This is a genomic window from Tissierella sp. MB52-C2 (genome assembly GCF_030931715.1).
Lineage (GTDB): Bacteria > Bacillota > Clostridia > Tissierellales > Tissierellaceae > Tissierella.
Genome location: NZ_CP133261.1, coordinates 3,669,491 through 3,689,875, shown reverse-complemented (window position 1 = coordinate 3,689,875; position 20,385 = coordinate 3,669,491). Strand labels below are relative to the sequence as shown.

Here is a 20,385-nt window from a genome sequence, read left to right as displayed (position 1 = left end):
AAGTCAAGAATATCTGAGCGACGGCTTTCACTGAGAATCATTTTACATCTTCCTTTCCAACAAAAAATTTACTGTACTGTGTGGGTGACATACCAACTAAATGTCGAAAAAGACTGTAGAATGTTGAAACACTACCGAATCCACATTGCAAAGCAATGGATAAAATCGTGTCCTGTGAGTTCAATAAAAGCTCCTTTGCCTTCTCTATTCTAAGTTTATTAATATATTGAATAGGAGTCACCCCTAACTGTTCCTGAAATAATCGGATCATAGTGTTTTTACTAATACAAAGTCCATCAATCTCTACTTTAAGCTGTTTTGGATCAGTATAAAACTCATGAATTACTTTTTTAATTCTTTCCATAGTCTCTATTTTGGGTTCAAATTTCAAAAGATCAGGTCTACAGCGCTTACAAGGACGAAATCCAGTAGCTTGAGCCTGCTCTGCAGTATCAAAAAATACCATATGATCTCTTTTTGGACTTTTTGATTTACAAGACGGACGACAGAAAATACCCGTTGTTTTCACTCCATAAAAAAACTGACCGTCATAAGACGAATCACAATCAATAGCTGCTTTCCATTTCTGCTCATCGCTGAGTAGCATCTATACCACCTTCTTTTTTTATTATCGTTTCATATCATGGATTATCTTTTTAGTTTCCGTACACAAAACACTTTATTTTAACCGTTGACATGGTTCTTTTCCATCTTCAACAGCTTTTCTTTAACTGCAAGTCCTGCAGCGTAGCCTACAAGCTTTCCATCTGTACCTATAACCCGATGACATGGTGTAATAATTAAAATTGGATTTTTGCTGTTGGCTATACCCACTGCACGGGATGCTTCTGGTTTCCCAATAGCCTCTGCCACCTGCTTGTAAGTACGAGTTTCACCATAAGGTATATCTAGCAGAGCAGCCCATACAGTTTGCTGAAAATCTGTACCTTTCGGTTCAAGGGGTAAGTCAAAGAATTTAAGCTTACCTTCAAGATATTCCTCCAGTTGACGTGCTGCTTCCTTTAATAACGGAGTTTCCTGCTCCACGCAGCCTATAGACTTATGTTCTTTCCCAAAGAAAAGTTCAATAATTGAACCGTTTTTTTCTACAATGCCAATCGAACCGAGAGATGTTGGATAGAATACAATGTTTTTCATATGAATAACCTCCTTGTCTAATTATATCTTTAGTGTACATTTATTTTACCTAACATGTCTTCCGAAATTTCACCATTCAATTTACATTATGATAATGCACTGAACCATGCAGATTGTAACAATGCAATACCTTCTCGTATCCGTTGTTCATTCAATAAACTGTACCCTGCAAATATGATATTTTGGGGGCAATCATTCTTATTATTCCAAAATGGAGTCATAGAATATACTTTAACTCCTACTTTTGCTGCCTGTTTAATAAGCCAATCTTGTTCTTCACCATCAAGAAACTCCAAAACAAAATGTAACCCTGCTCCACGACCATGTAAGATTACTTTTCTGCCGAACATTTTCGCTGCTTCCTTTACAAATACATCATGACGCCTTTTGTAGGTGATGCATATTTTTCGAATATGATTCTCATAATTTCCATCCCTCATATATGTGGCTAAAACACGTTGCGTCAGCCATGATACAGGAGAGTTATGAGAACGGAATAAACTATAATATCTCCTTAGCAATGGTATTGGCAACACCATATAGTTCACCCTCAGAGAAGGAGAAAGAGACTTCGAAAAAGTTCCAATATATATAGTACGATCTTCAGTATCTAGGGAATAAAGCGTCGGTACTGGATTGGCATCATATCTAAGTTCGCTATCATAATCGTCCTCAATAATATATGTATCCCTCACATTTGCCCAATTAAGAAGCTCCTTACGCTGAAAAATTGGCATAACAGTACCATAAGGAAACTGATGCGAAGGAGTTACATAAGCAGCACATGCATCGGAATGATGAATGACTGAGAGATTAAGCCCATCTTTACTAGCCGGGATTGCATACAGATTATAATTGTTGTTGATAAATACATCTCTTGCTCCATTATATCCCGGTTCCTCCATTGCAATACTGCTATTTTCTTTACGTAGAAGAGTACACAAAATATTTAACGAATATTGTAGTCCAGAACCAATGATAATTTGTTCTTCACAACAAACCATGCCCCTTGATCTGTACAGATGTTTTTTGATTTCTTGCCGTAACAACAGATCACCTTGCTTATCTGGATACTGATTAACTACTTCTTTCTGCGATGATAAAAGAACTTGAGAAGTATATTTTCGCCATAGCTTGAAAGGAAATTGCTCATAAGAAAGCGTGCCGTATTGAAAATCATATGGACTTGCAGATTGTTCTGACTCTGATCTTTCCACAGATAAAGTATTTATATCCTGGGGAACATAGTTCCTCTCCGTAAATTTATTTGAAGTATCTAGAACAAAAAATCCCGACCCATGTCTTGCTTGAATATATCCCTCCACAGCCAGTTGAGTATAAGCCTGGTTAACGGTATTCCGTGCAACACCTAATGTTTGGGCTAGTGTGCGAATACCTGGAAGCCGTTCTCCATGTGGAATATTTCCTTGCTCAATATTTTTTCTGACTTGATGATAGATTTGAAGATACATTGGATCATCCGAATCTTTTTGAATGTATATCATATAATTATAACCATCCTTATATAAAAGTGTACCCTTAATTATATCATATAAGTGTATCTTTTGACAGGTACACTTATATGATATAATATGTTTGATTGTATATCAAGTATATACATCTTGAATAGAGATCAAATTTATATGATTAGGAGGATGATTAAGTTATGCAATACAGAATGAAGAAGTTCCAATTAACCATGGAGCAGATTGACGAGCTGCTTCATCGTGGGGATACCGGACGATTGGCTACTATCAATGAGAGTGGTTATCCATATGTCGTTTCAATGCACTATATTTACTACAATAATAAAATTTATATGCATGGACTACCAAAGGGACAGAAAATCGATAATGTAAATCGAAACCCCAAGGTATGCTTTGAGGTCAGTGAGTTGTTTGGTCTTTTGACTGACAATATCGAAAATGCTTGTGATACTGAAGCAAAGTACAACAGTGTTGTAATTATGGGAAATGCTTCATTGATAGAGGATTTAGATTATAAACGTGAAGTATTGAATAAGATAGTTGAGAAGTACACTCCGCAATTTGCTGGAAAAGAACTTCCTGATAATATGATTAAGGGTACTGGTGTAATCCAGATAGATATCGTAGAATGTACAGGGAAATATCATAAATAGACTAGAATTATCTAATTGACATAAAACCTACTTATAACTTACTAAATAGATAAGTATTGTAAAGGGCTGTGTCTAAAGTGATTTGTTTCATCACCTTAGACACAGCCCCTTTATAAGTTTATTTTTATATTAAGCTTCTGCTCTTTCTCCCATAAACATTGCTATATCATCTTCTACATTTGATATCGTTCCAATTCCAAAAGTATCTACTAATACTTTAGCTACATTTGGTGAAAGGAATGCTGGTAATGTAGGTCCTAAGTGGATATTCTTTACACCTAAGTGTAGTAATGCAAGTAATACTATTACTGCTTTTTGTTCATACCAAGCTATATTATATGCTATTGGCAATTCATTTATATCATTTAATTCAAATATTTCCTTTAGCTTAAGAGCTATGACTGCTAAGGAATAAGAGTCGTTACATTGTCCTGCATCTAATACTCTAGGAATTCCATTAATATCTCCTAAATTTAATTTATTGTATTTATATTTTGCACAGCCAGCAGTAAGGATTACTGTATCCTTTGGAAGTGCTGATGCAAAATCTGTGTAGTAGTTTCTGCTTCCTTGTCTTCCGTCACAACCTGCCATTACAAAGAATTTCTTAATAGCACCTGATTTAACTGCTTCTACTACTTTATCAGCTAAGGCAAATACTTGAGCATGGGCAAATCCACCTACGATTTTACCTTTTTCTATTTCTGTTGGAGCTGGTAATCTCTTTGCGTGCTCAATTAACTCTGAGAAGTCTTTTTGTTTACCTTCTACTCTGTTTGGAATATGTTTGAATCCTGGATAACCTGATGCACCTGTTGTATATACTCTATCAGCATAGGACGCTAATGGTGGTACTATACAGTTTGTAGTAAATAATATAACTCCATTGAACTTTTCAAATTCTTCTTTTTGTTTCCACCAAGCATTTCCATAGTTTCCTACAAAGTGGTCATATTTTTTAAACTCTGGATAATAGTTTGCTGGTAACATCTCACCATGAGTATAGATGTCTACTCCTGAATTTTTAGTTTGCTCTAATAATTCTTCAAAATCTTTTAAATCATGTCCTGAGACTAATATTCCTGGTCTATTTCCTACCCCTATATTTACTTCTGTTATTTCTGGGTTTCCATAAGTAGAAGTATTAGCTTTATCAAGTAATGCCATTACATCTACACCAAATTTGCCTGTTTCTAAAGTCAATGCCACTAATTCGTCTGCTGTTAGACTATCATCTAAAGTTGCAGCCATTGCTTTTCTAATGAACTTAGATATTTCTGGATCTTCATATCCTAAATTACTTGCATGTTCAGCATATGCTGCCATTCCTTTAACGCCATAGATAATCAACTCTCTCAATGATCTTACATCTTCATTTTCTGTGGCAAGTACACCTACTTCTTGGCTAGTTGACTTAAATACTATTTCATCATCTGAATTAACTGTAAATGTCGCAGCATCTGCTAAACTACCTAATTCTATGCCTTTTTCAATTAAAGTTGCCTTTAATACATCTCTTAATTTTAATGCCTCTTTAATCTTTTTAAAGAATCTTTCTTTGTCAAAGTTAGCATTTGTAATAGTCATAAATAAACTATCTATTAAAAACCTATCTAATTCTGGAATTTGAATCCCTGCTTCGTCTGCTTTTACACCTAATACTGAAATACCTTTTACTGCATAGATCATTAAATCTTGTAACGCTGCTAAATCAGCTGTCTTTCCACACATACCTACCTTTGTACAACCTTTTCCGCCTGCTGCCTCTTGACATTGATAACAAAACATACTCATTCTTTTCCTTCCCCCTAATTTATATATTTGTAATCATACACACGTTATTCTCTTTACCTTACATTTAACATTATATATGAATCAATTTTAGAATTCGGTAACATATGTTACAAAGTAAAATATTTTTTATTTTTAATTATTTATTAATTCTAATAATCTTTTCCCGCTGGTTTAATTCTCTCTGGATATGCTACTGAGCAAGGTGTCACACCATAAACCATATTACAATGCGGGCATTTTGTTTCTAGGTGAGTCATTTCAAACTCATTTTCACATTCTACACATTTTATAAGAACTCCTGGAGGCATTGGACGAGTGTTAAATCCCATCATTCTTATTTTATCTACTACTTCCTTTCCACTTCCAAAACTTCCTGTACATCCATCATGCATTTTGTATTCCTCCTTTTTTAGTGAATAGTTAATAACTAATATAAGCAGAGTACCAAAATTGTGGATTTGAATTTTGTGTACATCGCTTAGTTTGTTCATCTATTGAATAATTGTAGTGGTTTCGAATGAATTCGAAACTATTGTTTAAAAGCCCTTAAAGCTTCGCTTAAAACTATTCACTATTCACCTTTCACTATTCACTGTAACTTTTCTCCGGTTCTAAGTCTATTTCTCATTCCTTGAATAATATTATCCATTTTCTCAAGCTCTAATAATAACTCTTTTTCTTCATTGCTAGTTCCAATTATCTTATCTATACCGCCATTTTTAATTACAATTCTCTTATCTGCCATAAGGGCTAATATTGGATCATGGGTGGCCATAAGGACTATCTTGTCCTCAGATACTAATAACTCTAAGGCCTTTTTTCTATCTATTCCTGCATTTTCTATTTCATCAATTAGTACTATTGGTGAAGAACTAAGTATCGCTGTATCTGCAATCATTAAAGCCCTTGATTGTCCACCACTTAAAGATGTCACTGGAGTCTCTAAATCAAACTTTTCTCCTGCAAGATTATTGGCTGCACTAATTATTTTCTTTATTGTCTCTTCTACATCTTGAACCAACCTGCTTTGTGCATGAAGCTCTAAGAACTCCCTAACTGTAAGATCCATTACAAAATTCATGTTTTGTGAAAGTTGAGCTACTAATTTGTTATTAGAAGAAAATCTCCATTTCTTATCTGGCATCTCTCCATTTATTAGTATTCCCCTGCCTGTAGGTGTATCCCTTTGAGCAGTCCATTCTATATCGGCTAGCAGCCTAGATTTACCTGAACCCGTAGGGCCTACTATGGAAACTATTTCCGATTTATTTATAGTTAATTCTTCAAATCCTTCTTTATCTCCTGATTTATTATGACCAGATAATATAGTCAAGGATTTCACCTTTGCATCTTCTTTTATTCCTAAGAATTCTTTCATCTGCTCTATGAATGTTTCTAGATCTGATTCTAATTTTTCCTTATTTATGGCCCAATTTTCTATGTCCTCTTGACTAAAGCTATCTAAATATTCTCTAAATGTTTTATCTTTATAATTACTTGTGTCTAATTTATTTTCTTCAAAATAGCTAATTATGAAAGGATATTTTTCTTCTAGCTGTCCTATAGTTAATTTATTCATAATCATCACCTAGTTCCATCTTCCTTACATTTCCCATTTGATATGCCTCTCCTATTCTTGTTTCTCCTAGACAATAGGAACACATAGCTGATGGCATTGGGAATCTTAGTTCCATTCCTTGTACAGAGTCTATTTGCTGTTCTTCATCAAACAATAAGGTGCTTAATTCATAAGCTCCTTGCCCCGTAAGACCATTAATATGCATAGTGGTCGCCCTTGGGTTTACTGAATTTACCTTTGAAGCAAATACTTCTCTTTCTGCCTGTGATACTATATCTCCCTTAGTGATAACTACTATATCTGCTGACTTTAACATAGGTCCAATTTTCTTTGGAGTGTTTATTCCAGATAAGTTATCTATAACACAAACACCCTTTATATTTCTTATATAGGGAGAACATCTATTACAAAGTCCTGCAGATTCAGTAATTAGCATATCTAGTTTCATTTGATTTCCCCATTTCACAACTTCTTCTATATTTGAAGCAAAGAAATGGTCTGGACAAAGTGCCCCTGAAAGCCCCTTTTTTACTGGAATCTCAGCCTTTTCATATAATATATCATCATCTGTATAAAGGCAGTCAAACTTTACTACTCCTACAGAGATATCTCTCTGTTTTAAAGCATCTATTGTTTTTAATATTATTGAGGTCTTTCCTGATGAAGGTGGACCTGAAAATACGATTAAATTCATTTTCTACCTCCTAAATTGCATCATGAAATATCTTTTCACATTTTCTTATTAATTCACCAATATCATGATTATTTATATAGTCCCAACCAAGCCACATAAACTTTTGCTCCATAGATAAATCATTGTCTACCTCCGGATTAGTTGATGGAAACTTTCCATTGGTTGAAAGTATCTCTCCTACTTCCTTAGAAAAAAAGAAGTCTACGAAAGATTTTGTCTGCTCCTTAGTTTCTTTCTTAGTCAATAAAAATACTGGAGAAATTATTGCACCATCTTCTGGCCATACAGGTTTTAATGGTGATTGACTTCTTACCATCTTTGTAAAGAAATATGGCATGATGGTTACAGTTGGAATCTTAGATTCTGTTTTTTTTGTATGAGCCTTCACCATTTCTGCAGGGTGCATACTCCTTAGTAGTGTTTTTCCAAGCTTAGTTACTCCTTCTTCTCCGTAGTTTTTATATATATTTAAAAGGATAGCATTAAATAAATCAAAGTCTTTCATGGGAAGGGATACGGAGTCTTCAAATTCTTCTTTTAATAAGTCCTTCCAAGACTTAGGCATCTGTCTATCTCCTAGTTCATCAGTATTTACCATAAATACAGCTGGAACTACTGCTATTATTGAATATTGTTTTTGGGGATCTTTTAAATCTATTTCTTCATTATCAAAATCCTTATTCAACTTTTCTAGTCCTGTAATATCTTCAAATACTCCTCTTGATTTAAACTTTCCCATTAACTCTTTATCAAAGAATAAATCAAATCCTGCTGACATAAATAAATCTGAAAGGGAATCTTCCTTATCAGAATGGATTTTTTCCTTTATCCAATCTACACCTAAGTTTGCAGATTTTAACTCATAATCAACCTTAAAACCAAATTTATCTTTATTTTCGTCCATCCAAGCATTAAATCCTTCTAGCAAAGGAACTCTCACTGGACAAGGTAGAACTCCTTCTATTTTTATATCTCCTCCATTTTGTCCCTTAGACATGGATAATGCTGAGTCTACAGATACCCTATTCTGTTCTATTGCATCTACTAATTTTTGAGTAAATAGTTCTACATTTACCTTTTTAGTCATACAAGCCATTTCAAGAGAAATAGTCTTACCCATTAGCTTTCTCATCTTTTCATTGGCTAATTGTTCGAAACCATTGGCTACAAATATATCTATTGTTTCTGGATATTTTTCCGTTATATCATATACCTTATCTTTTATATCAAAATATTTATTCATTTTATTCCTCCTAAACTTAATTCCGTCATAACCTATGTTTATTATATCCTTAAATAAAAAAATAGTCGGTAACCATTGTTACCGACCATAAATTATTTATTGAATAAAAGTTGCCTTGTTCCTTTTTATTATAATTCCTTGAAATCTGAGACTCAAGCTCTAAAATTATGATTTAATTTTATTGAATGTATAATACAAAAGAACTATTATTGTAGTTCCATAAAGAATTACTAACTGTTGAATTAAATTTCCAATAGGTATTGTAAAAACAAAAGATATAAAATAGCTAACACAAGTAAAAACTATACAAAATATAAGATTTAGAAGAAAATGTTTAATTCCATTTACTTTATTTCTTTGTACAAAAAGGACTACTAAATATGCTAAGCATATTAGTATCATAAAAATCACTAAAACATTATTCATCTTCGATAAGTTAGAAATATATTGATAATGCTCCTTTTGTATTTGTCCATTTAAAGAATATTTTTCAATATATTGAAACCTAGAAGTTTCTATAAATAAATATATTGAATTAATTAGAGTTAAAAACAAAAGATAATATCTTGAATTCTTATATTTTTTAAAATTAAAAACAGAATCTTTCATATTAGTAACCCCCATAATTGAAAAATAGTCGGTAATCATTGTTACCAACTATTTTTATTTTTGAGATTTGCCACTTCATCTTCTAATACAGATATTCTCCTGTTTAGTTTATAAATCACTGGAATATACCCTAGTATAATAACTATCCACCACCACATTATAATCCTCCTATAATTTTAATTTAAGCTTTATATAGTATATCATCTTTTAATTCTTTTGCTTTTTCTTCTCCTAATAAATATTGTATTATCTCTATTGCGAAGTCTACTGCTAGTGCTGGCCCTCTTGCTGTTATAATATTACAGTCCCTAAGAACATTTTCTTTAATATATATTCCACTTTTTAACTCATCTTCAAAGCCTGGATATGAGGTTACATTTTTGCCATTTATAACTCCAGCTCTTTCAAGAACTATAGGCCCTGCACATATTGCAGCCACTAATCCACCATATTTGTCTGTCTTCTTTACTATATCAATTACTTTATCATTATCCCTAAGGTTTGTAGCCCCTGGCAATCCTCCTGGAATGATTACAGCATCATATGAACCTATATCTGTAATCTCATCTATAGTTTTATCTGCAAGAACTATAATATCGTGTGCTCCCTTTACCTTTTCTTCTCCTGTAATAGATACTGTATCCACAGATATATCTTTTCTTCTAAGATAATCTACTACAGTTAAAGCCTCTACTTCTTCAAACCCCTCTGCTAAAAATAAAATAACCTTCTTCATATAACCCCTCCTATTTTTATCTATATATATATCTATACCCAAGATTTCACGCTATATTAATCCAATTGTAGTTAATCTTTTGGAGAAATTATACATATCAAGAAAAGAAATTATATGTATAATACTTAATAAGAGATTCAAATTTACTAGTATAAATTTATAAGGAGTGAGAAAAATGATTTTATATGCTGCTATATTAGAAACAATCGATGCAAAAAAGGATAGTGAAATACTAGACATACATAAAGCTTATCTTCAAAAATTTATCGACGAAGGCAAGATATTTGCTAAGGGACCTTTTACAGATCATAGTGGTGGTCTTGTAATCTATAAGGCTAATTCCTATGAAGAGGCTAAAGAAATGGCCGAAAATGACCCAGCTGTATTGCAAAAGTCCCGTACCTTGATATTAAAGGAATGGCGTAGCAATATAGAATAGTATAAATATTATTCTATATATTAGACAGAATAACTCTATAATAATTAATGTTTATCATATACCCTATACGGGTATATGATTTTTAGAATTATATATAGAGGAGAGTGTATTAAAGTGGAATTAATATATGAAAAGATTACAGATAAGTCCTTTGATGAAGCTGTAAAAAATATAACAGAAAGTCTTAAGGATAAAAAATTTGGTGTACTGTGGCAGTTAAACTTTAAGGATAAAATGATTGAACATGGGATTGATTTCCCCAATAATTTTATGGTTTTGGAAGTTTGCAATCCCCAAAAAGCTAATGAAGTGCTTACCAAGCATATCGAAATGGGTTATTTCCTGCCATGTAAAATGGTAGTATACGAAAAGGATGGAACTGTAAGAATAGGAACTGCAAGGCCAGAAATATTAATGGGCATGGCAGGCTATGATGATCTCGGAGATGTGGCCAGTGAAGTAGAAGAAATATTAATAGAAGCTATAGACAATGCTATATAATTTTTTATAGAGGGTGATCAAAAAGATCACCTTTTTGTTTTATAAAAGAAAGATATTGACCTACTATGGGTATTATAATATATAATAAATAGGTATAGTTATCTGTACTAGATAAGGAGAAACTAACTTTATGAATAATTTTAAAAGATTAGCTTTAAAAATTTTATCTATTCCCCATATAAGTTTAAAGAAATATTATAAACAATATCGTAAAATACTAAATATACTCAATCCTCCATCGGAGCCAATTTATAAAACATTAGATGATAGGATTATGATAGAAAATAGAGAAATTCCAGTTCGTGTTTTTATACCTGAAGCTAATCCTCTTCCTAAGGTTTTGATTTTCTTTCATGGAGGCGGATGGGTTACTGGAAATATTGATTCCTACACCAATGTATCCGCTAATATGGCTAATAAAACTAATCATATAGTTATTTCAGTAGATTATCGTTTAGCTCCTGAAAATCCTTTTCCGGCTGGATTAGAAGATTGTTATTATGTTACTCGAGAAATCTTTAATAGACCTGAAGTATTAAATTGTAGAAAAGAAGATATAGTATTGATAGGAGATAGTGCTGGAGGAAACTTAGCAGCAGTAGTTTCTCTTATGGCCCGGGACAGGGGAGAGTTTCTACCTACTAAGCAGATTTTAATTTATCCTGCTACAAATTATGACCATAGTGAAAGTTCACCTTATGTTTCAGTAAGAGAAAATGGAGAAAATTATATTATGACTTCAAGACGTATACAGGATTATATGGATCTATATGTTCAAAATATAGAAGATAGATTAAATCCTTATGTGGCTCCCATACTATCTAAAGATCTTTCTAATCAGCCAGAGACTTTAATCATCACAGCAGAATTCGATCCTCTTCGTGATGAAGGAGAAGCCTATGGCATGAAGCTAGAGGAGTTTGGTAATAATGCTAAAATATGTAGAATAGAAAATACGATACATGGATTTTTTTCTAATCCTTTAAGTTCTGATAGTATAGATAAATGCTACGAAATTATAAATTCATTTTTAAAAGATTAAAACATTGAAATGAGGACTAATATGAAACAACATAAAGAAGAAAAATGGACTAGACTTGATAATGCTTCTAAGTTTTTTCCAGCAGTTGCAAATAATAAGGATACAAAGGTATTTAGGTTTTCCTGTGAATTATATGAAGATGTAGATCCAGAGGTTTTACAACAATCACTTAATCTAACTATGGAAAGCTTTCCCTTTTACAACTCTATATTAAGAAGAGGATTTTTCTGGTACTACTTTGAGTCCACTTATATAAATCCTACAGTTGAATCGGAAAATAAACCTCTATGTGCTCCTATTTACATAAGGAATGAAAAAAATCTTTTATTTCGCGTCTTTTATTATAATAAAAGAATTAATTTAGAAGTATTTCACTCCCTTACTGATGGTGCAGGTGTTATTTGGTTTATGGAAACCCTTATATATCATTATATGACTATCAAATATGGAGAAATATTTGGAAACAATATTCCTAGACTAAATTATAAGGCCTCCATAAGCGAGAAATCAGATGATAGCTTTAGGAAAAACTACAATAAAAAAGATAATTTTTTACAGCGAAAGAGTAAGCAATCTTCTGCATATCAAATTAAGGGAAGTAGAATTAAAGAAAATAGAATGAAATTAATTGAGGGAGCCATGTCAGTAAAGTCGGTTTTAGACATATCCCATGAATATAATACTACTTTAACGATATTTTTAACATCTTTGCTTATTTATTCTATTTATAAAGAAATGCCTCTTAATAAAAAGAATAAGCCCATAATACTATCTGTTCCAATTAACTTAAGACCTTACTTTGGATCAACAACGGCAAGAAACTTTTTTAGCACTATGAACATTAGTCATTCTACTCATAGTGACAACTTAGATTTAAATGAAATAATTCAAAGTGTAAGTAATAGCTTTAAGGAAAATTTAACTAAAGAAGAATTAGATAGGAAATTAAATCATTTTATGTCCTTAGAAAAAAGTATCTTTACAAGAATAGTTCCACTAACTATTAAAGATTATGCTATCTATATTGCAAATAAATTAGACGATAGAAAGATAACCTCTTCTATTTCTAATATAGGTAAGATTATTATGCCAAAGGAATTTAATGATTATATAAATCAATTTAGTATTTGTGTAAGTGCTAGAAGACCTTTAATTACTCTATGTACTTATGAAGATAGATTGGTCATAAGCTTTACTTCCCCCTTTGAAGAAACAGATATACAAAGGAGATTTTTTCAGTTTCTTTCTCAAAAAGGAGTGGAAATTGAAATTACATCAAATCTTTAGAAAGAAGGAAACATATGAACTACTGTACACATTGTGAAGTTAAGATACGAGAAAATCAAGAAGAGTGCCCATTATGCGGAAATATGCTATCAGGTATTTCTAATAATCGCCATGAAGATATTTTCCCAAGAATTCCACCATATTATGAGAGACATTTAGCCATTAGGATTTTGCTATTTATCTCAGTGGCAGCCGTAGCGATTAGTTTTTCTATTAATATTATATTTCCATCAAATATAAACTGGCCATTACTCTTATTATTTGCTTTAGTTAGTATATGGCTTGGAGTAATTGCCCTTGTTCAAAGAAGGTATCATATATCTAAAAAAATTGTTCGCCAAGTTTGTATTATATCTTTACTGGGAGTCTTTTGGGACTGGAAAATTGGATGGATAGGTTGGTCTTTAGATTATTTAATACCTATTACTTCTATTGCTGCAATAATAACTATGTATATAACAGCACAAATTATGAAACTCAGCATAAGAGAATATATTACCTATGCCTTAATCGATGGACTATTTGGGATTATTCCGATTTTATTTCTTCTATTTGGCTGGATAAAGGTAATCTATCCAACTGTTATTTGCGTAACATTAAGTATTATATCTTTGTCTGCCATATTTATATTTAGAGGAAAAGATATTAAAATGGAATTAAATAAAAGAATGCATATATAGATAAAAGCTTCTACAAAAATTTGTAGAAGCTTTTATCTTGTTTTTATTTCATAGCACCAACAAGAAACATGGTCACTTGAGGCACATAAGTCACTATTGCCATAATAAGTAATGCCAAGATTACAAAGGGTATTATACCTGAAATAATCTTGCTAATAGGCTCCTTAGAAATTCCAGTTGCCACAAACATATTTAATCCAAACGGCGGCGTAAACATACCTATCGCCCCATTAACAACCATAATTATACCTAAATGTATGGGATCTATACCATAGTTTATTGCCAAAGGTAAAAATAGTGGTGCTAATATTGTAGTTGAAGAGGCTGGGTCTATGAACATTCCAGCAATTAAAAGTATTATATTCATCATTAATAATATTGTAATCTTAGAATTAGTTATTGTTATTAGACCTTCTGCCAGTGCTTGAGGAATCTGCTGTCTAGTTAATATCCATGAAAATATCGAAGCAGAGGCTAACAATATCATAACTTGAGCTGTACCTACTGCTGCATCAACAGATTCATTTATCAGCCCTTTAAAATCTAATTGTTTATAGATAAATAAAGCGACAAAAATAGCATATACCGAAGCGACAACTGCAGATTCTGTTGGTGTAAAGATTCCACCATATATTCCCCCTATAATGATAAATGGAACTCCTAAGGCCCACGCAGCGTCTTTAAGGGCTATTAGTACTTCCTTCAAAGATGCTCTCTCCTGTGTAGGTACATTGTTTTTCTTTGCAATAAAATAACAATATAAAATTACTACTAGTCCCCATACAATTCCAGGACCAATTCCACCTATAAATAAATCTCCAACAGATACACCAGTAACTGTTCCATAGACAATCATACCTATACTTGGTGGTATAATTACTGCAACCGCTGGACTGGATGTAATCAACCCAAGAGAAAACTTTTCACCATAACCAGCCTTAAGTAATTCAGGTAACATAAGTCCTCCAATAGCAACAACAGTAGCTGGACTAGACCCAGAAACAGCTCCAAAGAACATACAAGATATTACAACTGCAATAGCAAGCCCACCTTTCAGATGTCCCACTAATTTACTTGCCAAGTTAAGAATCCTCTTTGATATTCCTCCACCCTTCATTACATTAGCTGCAAGAATAAAAAATGGCACAGCCATTAATGAGAATTTATCAATACCAGAAAACATTCTTTGGGCTACGACTTCCATAGGTATAGATGTGAAAAAGTACAATGATAAAACACTTGCAAAAGACATTGCAATATATACTGGTGCTCCACTAAATAAGAAAACAAAAAGAATTGCAAATAGTGCTATAGTCATTTATTCTCACCATCCTTTAATTTCAAAACAAATTCTTGAGTATATCTCAATAACATAAGTATTCCACCTACAGGCATAGCACCATATACATAAACCATCGGAATCTTTATAGTTGAACTCTCTTGATTCGTTATAAGTACATTTTTTATAATGATAAATGATAGATAGGTAAATATTATAGTGAATACAATAGATATTAAAATTGTTATAATGGTTAAAATTTTCTTACCCCTATCACTTAAAATATTCATTATAGCATCAACTCCAATATGTGCACCTTTATAGATACAAACACTAGAGCCAATGAATGTGACCCATACTATAGAATAACGTGCTACTTCCTCTGACCACACTAGGGAAGATCCTAAAAACCTAAGTAATACATTGATAAAAAGCATAAATGCTATAATTAGCAGCAATATTCCAATAAAGTATTGTTCTATCTTTGATAGGATATTATTAAATTTTTTCATATTTTTCCCCCTACCTATGGCTATTAATTTTCTATTTATATTTTTCAATTTCTGCGTATGCCTTATCTAATATCTCATTTCCAAACAATTTAACATATTCTTGATGAACAGATAAAGTAATCTCTCTCATTTTGTCTCTCTCCGCTTGAGATAACTCCACTATATTGACACCTGCATTCTTGATTGTCTCTAAATACTTTATTTCTTCTTCTTGAACTGCTTGCCTTTGCCAGTTAGCTATTTCTCTACCTTTTTCATAAAGTATTTCTTGTATATCTTGAGGCAGATTACTATACCAACTATCACTAAATATAAGTACATGACCTAAATATGCATGTTCACTAAGAGTTAGATTAGTTTGTACTTCATAGAATTTAGAACTTACTATGGTAACAAGTGGATTCTCTTGTCCGTCAACCACACCTAGCTGTAGTGAACTATATAGCTCTCCGAAATCAATAGGAGTTGGGTTAGACCCTAAAGCTTTAAATTGATTGATTACAATAGGACTTTCCATTGTTCTAAATTTAAGACCTTTAAAATCTTCCAATTTGGATATTGGCTTATTAGCTGTAAAATGCTTATATCCATCTTCATAAAAAGCCACACCTTTAATTTTCTGACTCTTTAACCCTTCAAGTAATTCTGTACCAACTTCTCCATCCATAACTTTATATCCTGCTTCTCTGTTCGGAAATAGAAAAGGCAAATCAAATAATTGTAGTTCAGGTGCAAACCCACTTATTCTTGCTGTTGGAACTAAAGCAATTTCTTGAGTTCCCATTTGTAATCCTTCAAACATCTCCCTTGCACTTCCTAGTTGACCTGATGGAAATAGGTTGACTTTAACTCTGCCATTTGTAGCCGCTTCTACTTCCTCTTTAAACTTAATAGCTGCCTTATGATGAGGTGTTTCAGGCATAAACCCATGTCCATATCCAATTTCGATTATTTCTCCTAAATCTTCTTTACTTACTGTATTTAAATCTCCCCTACCTCTACAACCAATAACAATTAAGCTGAGTAATAACACCATAACTAAAAGCATTACCAAATTTCTAGACTTGAACATTTTTATCATCCTCCTAATTTTGGTCTACTTGACTTTACGACATCCCAGTCAATCTATAATATATAATTGCAACATTTATGCCATATTGCATATTAAGAATATAGCCTAATAATCCCATTCATTAAATATGGAATTTAAAATACTTCTGCAATTATTGCATTTAGATGCAATAATTGCAGAAGTATCTTATTTTATACTATTATATTCTTTTATTTTATATTGAAGATTTCTTTCACTTATCCGAAGAATGTCTGCTGTCATACGCCTATTTCCATGAAAATAATCCAGAGTTTTTAGTATTACAGCTTTTTCAACTTCTTTTAAATCAGTTCCTATGGTAATTTTTATGTAATCGTGATTATGATCACTATCATTATCATCATTAAAACAATATTTTTTCGGCAAATTTTCTTTATAGATAATATCATTATCTGCCAGTGCTATTAACATCTCCACTAAATTTTCTAATTCTCTAACATTTCCAGGAAATTTGTACTTTTCCAATATATCTATAACATCCTTACTAAACCCCAAAACATTTTTATTTAATTTATTATTATACTTGTTTAAAAAATAATTAAGTAAAATAGGCATATCACCTTTACGCTCTCTCAATGGTGGTACTTCTAGATTAATAACATTAAGTCTATAAAATAAATCCTCTCTAAACCTTCCTGCTTTTACTTCTTCCTCCAAAGATTTATTAGTGGCAGCTACTATTCTTACATCGATTTTAATTGGCTTATTACTTCCTAAGGGGGTAATTTCCATATCTTCAACAATTCTCAATATCTTAGCTTGAAGCTGAATATCCATTTCTGCTATTTCATCTAAAAATAATGTCCCCTTGTCAGCTAACTGAATTTTTCCTATTTTTTTCTTGTGGGCTCCAGTGAATGTTCCCTTTTCATATCCAAACAATTCACTTTCTAGAAGATTTTCAGGAATAGCTGCACAGTTTACTACTATAAAATTTTCATCTTTTCTATTTCCCTGAAAATGTAATGCCTTAGCAATTAAATCTTTTCCCGTTCCACTTTCACCAGTTATCAAAACTGTGGAATCTATATCTATTACTTTTTCAACTCTATTAAGAAATAATCTTAAATTATGAGATTTCCCTATGATTTCTTTAAAGCTATATCTTTCCTTCAATATACTTCTAAGATTTGTTAAGGAATAATTTAATTTTTTATATTCTATAGATTTTTGGATATATAAGTATAGTTCTTCCATATCAATGGGTTTAGTAATATAATGAAATGCTCCTTCTTTCATTGCATTAATTGAAGATTCAATACTCCCATATGCTGTCACTACAATAACTTGAACATCCTTTAGCCTACTCTTTATATCCTTTAAAACTGTAATTCCATCTATCTTTCCTATTTTTAAATCCAATAGTACCACATCTATATTTTCATCATATAATATTTCCATAACTCGACTAGTGTCTTGAGTAGTAAATACTTCGTAATCGTCTTCAAGTGCAAACTTTAAAGAATCACAAATATTTTTTTCATCATCAACAATCAATATTTTTTCCATATTAATTCTCCTATTATTATGATTTAGTGAATACCAGATCTATCTTTGTCCACTCTCCATATTTACTGTTAATCTTAATATTTGTATTGTTATCTTTAGCATATTGATAGCATAATGCTAATCCTAAACCAGTTCCATTATCCTTAGTTGTAAAGAAAGGATTAAGTATATTATTTAAATCCTCCTCCATAATCCCTTGACCATTATCTAATATACTCAAAATAGCTTGTTCCTCTGTGTCCTCTACATCGATTACAATTTTACCATTGAAATTAACTGCCTCCATGCTATTCTTTAGGATATTTACTATTATTTGTTTAATTTGTTGCTTGTCTCCATATAATATCACCTCATCTTCAATTAAATAATTAATATCAATTCCTTGGCTTTCCATCTCAGATATGAAAATATCAATAGTTTGATTTACTAAATGTATTAAATCGAAGTTTTCTTTCTTGAATTTTTTAGGCCTTGAATAATCTATTAAATCTGTTAATAGTTCATTTAATCTTTCTATTTCAGTAGGAATCTCAGTTGTTATCTTTTTTCTGAATTCTATATTATCGTATTTTTTAGGTAAAAGATCGATATAAGCCTTAATGGATGTAAGAGGATTCCTGATTTCGTGAGATATTCCAGATATCAGGGTTCCTAGTGAATTCATTTTGTCGTTTTCCGCAAGTTTTCTTCTCAATATACTTATTTCAGTTATGTCATTGAATGTAACCACAGCTCCAATATTTTCATTATTTAAATCAAATAATGGTCTTAAAATATATGATAATATATTTTCCTTATTACCTTGATAATACCTTTTTTCTTCAATATTAAATTGTTTTTCATATCTCAGACATTCTTTCAAGTGATTAATATGAATATATCTTTCCAAATCAACTTCATCATACCTCATACCAATAAATTCTTCACTGTTAATATTCAACAAATTTTCACAGCTTTTGTTTAAAGTTGTAATAATTCCCTCTTTATCGAAGGTTATAAGTCCATTTCCAATACCATTTAATATCTGCTCTTTATATCGATTACTTTCTTTTATAATCTGCTGCTTTTTATTTAATTCCTCATTCGCTTCATTTAAATTAATAGTTCTTAATTCCACTTCTTTCTTTAAAATACTATTAATCCTAATAAAAAATAGATTTATTAAAATGACTATGATAATAATAAATAATAGGATATAGAGTAAATTCAAAAGACCCTTCCAAGCTGGTTTAATTTCCTTACCAAACCACTTTTCATATATATTATAATATGTACCTTTCTTCTTTAAACTTTCCAAAGCTTGATTAAACTCATTCATCAATTGATTATTTCCTTTCTTAAAGGCCATACCATATGATGTAAAGCTAATATCATTTCCTACAGTCTTTATTAAATCAACACTTCTATTCTTTTGAATTATGTATAATCCTGTAAGTTTATTTCCTACTACAGCATCAACTTCACCTTTAATAAGCTTTTCAAAGGCAATATCTAAATCTGAAAAAAATACAACTTCTATTTCTCCTTTATCTGCCAATGCATATGCAGCAAAATCGCTTCTTTGAACAGCGACTCTACGCCCTATTAAACTATCTACTCCCAATATTTTAGTTTCATCTTTTCTGACAAAACAGACTAATGAATTCTTTAAGTACTCATTAGAAAAGTCATACATGGCCAGTCTAGCATCATTGTAATTCATTCCTTGTATTGCATCGATACTCCCATTCTGTAAAGCAACATGGGCGTCTACCCAATCCATAGGAACTAATTTTATTTCTACACCTACCTCTAATGATAAAGCCTTCATCAAGTCTACGTTAAAACCTCTATACTCACCGTCTTCATCTAAATATTCAAATGGTGGATAATTCTTTTCACCACCAATTATTATGATTTCATCATCATTAATACATAATGATTTTGAACTAATAACTAATAATATGGCTAGTAATAAAATAACAGGATCTAACCTACTCTGCACTAGAATGACCACCTTTATATAATTAATTTATAAATATCAAAACCATAACAATTATACATTAATTATATCAAAAACGATTACCTTACTC

At 31.6% G+C, this 20,385-nt stretch carries 21 protein-coding genes; 6 read left to right on the top strand and 15 right to left on the bottom strand.

Annotated elements, in window-relative coordinates; genetic code table 11:
• Positions 1-37: 37 nt before the first annotated feature.
• From RBU61_RS18475 to RBU61_RS18465, 3 genes are all read right to left on the bottom strand, one after another.
• Entirely contained in the window at positions 38-607 is a 570-nt protein-coding gene (locus tag RBU61_RS18475) for an Ada metal-binding domain-containing protein (protein ID WP_308877146.1), read from the bottom strand.
• Positions 608-684: 77 nt separating this feature from the next.
• Positions 685-1,158 (bottom strand): methylated-DNA--[protein]-cysteine S-methyltransferase, encoded by a 474-nt coding sequence (locus tag RBU61_RS18470; RefSeq protein WP_308877145.1) that lies wholly within the window; start codon positions 1,156-1,158, stop codon positions 685-687.
• A gap of 86 nt (positions 1,159-1,244) precedes the next feature.
• Positions 1,245-2,663, bottom strand: a complete 1,419-nt coding sequence (locus RBU61_RS18465; RefSeq protein WP_308877144.1) for a PLP-dependent aminotransferase family protein — start codon at positions 2,661-2,663, stop codon at positions 1,245-1,247.
• A 161-nt stretch (positions 2,664-2,824) separates the two neighbouring features.
• Here RBU61_RS18465 and RBU61_RS18460 point away from each other — a divergent pair, with 161 nt between their 5' ends.
• Positions 2,825-3,298 carry a pyridoxamine 5'-phosphate oxidase family protein gene (locus RBU61_RS18460; protein WP_308877143.1) on the top strand — a complete coding sequence of 158 codons (474 nt, stop codon included), beginning with the start codon at positions 2,825-2,827 and terminating at the stop codon, positions 3,296-3,298.
• Between the two features lie 129 nt (positions 3,299-3,427).
• Here the strand turns inward: RBU61_RS18460 and hcp are convergent, their stop codons facing one another.
• The 7 genes from hcp to RBU61_RS18425 form a co-directional block, all read right to left on the bottom strand.
• Positions 3,428-5,092, bottom strand: coding sequence for a hydroxylamine reductase (gene hcp, locus RBU61_RS18455; RefSeq protein WP_308877142.1), 1,665 nt, complete (start codon positions 5,090-5,092; stop codon positions 3,428-3,430).
• Between the two features lie 149 nt (positions 5,093-5,241).
• A complete protein-coding gene (locus RBU61_RS18450; protein WP_308877141.1) occupies positions 5,242-5,484 on the bottom strand; it encodes a hypothetical protein in 243 nt (80 codons plus the stop codon).
• Between the two features lie 197 nt (positions 5,485-5,681).
• A complete protein-coding gene (locus RBU61_RS18445) occupies positions 5,682-6,671 on the bottom strand; it encodes an ABC transporter ATP-binding protein (protein ID WP_308877140.1) in 990 nt (329 codons plus the stop codon).
• The gene (locus RBU61_RS18440) at positions 6,664-7,365 is read right to left on the bottom strand and encodes a GTP-binding protein (RefSeq protein WP_308877139.1); all 702 of its coding nucleotides are present in this window, start codon (positions 7,363-7,365) and stop codon (positions 6,664-6,666) included. The genes RBU61_RS18445 and RBU61_RS18440 overlap by 8 nt, the downstream gene beginning before the upstream one ends.
• Positions 7,366-7,375: 10 nt before the next feature.
• The gene (locus tag RBU61_RS18435) at positions 7,376-8,608 is read right to left on the bottom strand and encodes an ABC transporter substrate-binding protein (RefSeq protein WP_308877138.1); all 1,233 of its coding nucleotides are present in this window, start codon (positions 8,606-8,608) and stop codon (positions 7,376-7,378) included.
• Between the two features lie 165 nt (positions 8,609-8,773).
• A complete protein-coding gene (locus tag RBU61_RS18430) occupies positions 8,774-9,217 on the bottom strand; it encodes a hypothetical protein (RefSeq protein WP_308877137.1) in 444 nt (147 codons plus the stop codon).
• A 181-nt stretch (positions 9,218-9,398) separates the two neighbouring features.
• Positions 9,399-9,953, bottom strand: coding sequence for a DJ-1 family glyoxalase III (locus tag RBU61_RS18425; protein WP_308877136.1), 555 nt, complete (start codon positions 9,951-9,953; stop codon positions 9,399-9,401).
• 175 nt (positions 9,954-10,128) lie between these two features.
• Between RBU61_RS18425 and RBU61_RS18420 the strand changes: the two genes are divergently transcribed.
• The 5 genes from RBU61_RS18420 (at position 10,129) to RBU61_RS18400 (ending at position 13,902) form a co-directional block, all read left to right on the top strand.
• On the top strand, positions 10,129-10,392 hold the full coding sequence (locus tag RBU61_RS18420) for a YciI family protein (RefSeq protein WP_216559419.1): 264 nt from the start codon (positions 10,129-10,131) through the stop codon (positions 10,390-10,392).
• A 114-nt stretch (positions 10,393-10,506) separates the two neighbouring features.
• Positions 10,507-10,893 carry a DUF302 domain-containing protein gene (locus tag RBU61_RS18415; RefSeq protein ID WP_308877135.1) on the top strand — a complete coding sequence of 129 codons (387 nt, stop codon included), beginning with the start codon at positions 10,507-10,509 and terminating at the stop codon, positions 10,891-10,893.
• A 130-nt stretch (positions 10,894-11,023) separates the two neighbouring features.
• Complete coding sequence (locus RBU61_RS18410; RefSeq protein WP_308877134.1) at positions 11,024-11,935, top strand: alpha/beta hydrolase; 912 nt, start codon at positions 11,024-11,026, stop codon at positions 11,933-11,935.
• 21 nt (positions 11,936-11,956) lie between these two features.
• Positions 11,957-13,222 carry a hypothetical protein gene (locus tag RBU61_RS18405; RefSeq protein ID WP_308877133.1) on the top strand — a complete coding sequence of 422 codons (1,266 nt, stop codon included), beginning with the start codon at positions 11,957-11,959 and terminating at the stop codon, positions 13,220-13,222.
• Positions 13,223-13,236: 14 nt separating this feature from the next.
• Positions 13,237-13,902, top strand: a complete 666-nt coding sequence (locus RBU61_RS18400) for a DUF6320 domain-containing protein (protein ID WP_308877132.1) — start codon at positions 13,237-13,239, stop codon at positions 13,900-13,902.
• Between the two features lie 43 nt (positions 13,903-13,945).
• Here the strand turns inward: RBU61_RS18400 and RBU61_RS18395 are convergent, their stop codons facing one another.
• From RBU61_RS18395 to RBU61_RS18375, 5 genes are all read right to left on the bottom strand, one after another.
• On the bottom strand, positions 13,946-15,220 hold the full coding sequence (locus tag RBU61_RS18395) for a TRAP transporter large permease (RefSeq protein ID WP_308877131.1): 1,275 nt from the start codon (positions 15,218-15,220) through the stop codon (positions 13,946-13,948).
• The gene (locus RBU61_RS18390) at positions 15,217-15,693 is read right to left on the bottom strand and encodes a TRAP transporter small permease (RefSeq protein WP_308877130.1); all 477 of its coding nucleotides are present in this window, start codon (positions 15,691-15,693) and stop codon (positions 15,217-15,219) included. Before RBU61_RS18390 ends, RBU61_RS18395 begins: the two co-directional genes overlap by 4 nt.
• Positions 15,694-15,724: 31 nt before the next feature.
• Positions 15,725-16,765, bottom strand: coding sequence for a TRAP transporter substrate-binding protein (locus RBU61_RS18385; protein ID WP_308877129.1), 1,041 nt, complete (start codon positions 16,763-16,765; stop codon positions 15,725-15,727).
• Between the two features lie 186 nt (positions 16,766-16,951).
• The gene (locus RBU61_RS18380) at positions 16,952-18,313 is read right to left on the bottom strand and encodes a sigma-54 dependent transcriptional regulator (RefSeq protein ID WP_308877128.1); all 1,362 of its coding nucleotides are present in this window, start codon (positions 18,311-18,313) and stop codon (positions 16,952-16,954) included.
• Positions 18,314-18,329: 16 nt separating this feature from the next.
• The gene (locus tag RBU61_RS18375; protein WP_308877127.1) at positions 18,330-20,297 is read right to left on the bottom strand and encodes a transporter substrate-binding domain-containing protein; all 1,968 of its coding nucleotides are present in this window, start codon (positions 20,295-20,297) and stop codon (positions 18,330-18,332) included.
• Between the last annotated feature and the right edge of the window lie 88 nt (positions 20,298-20,385).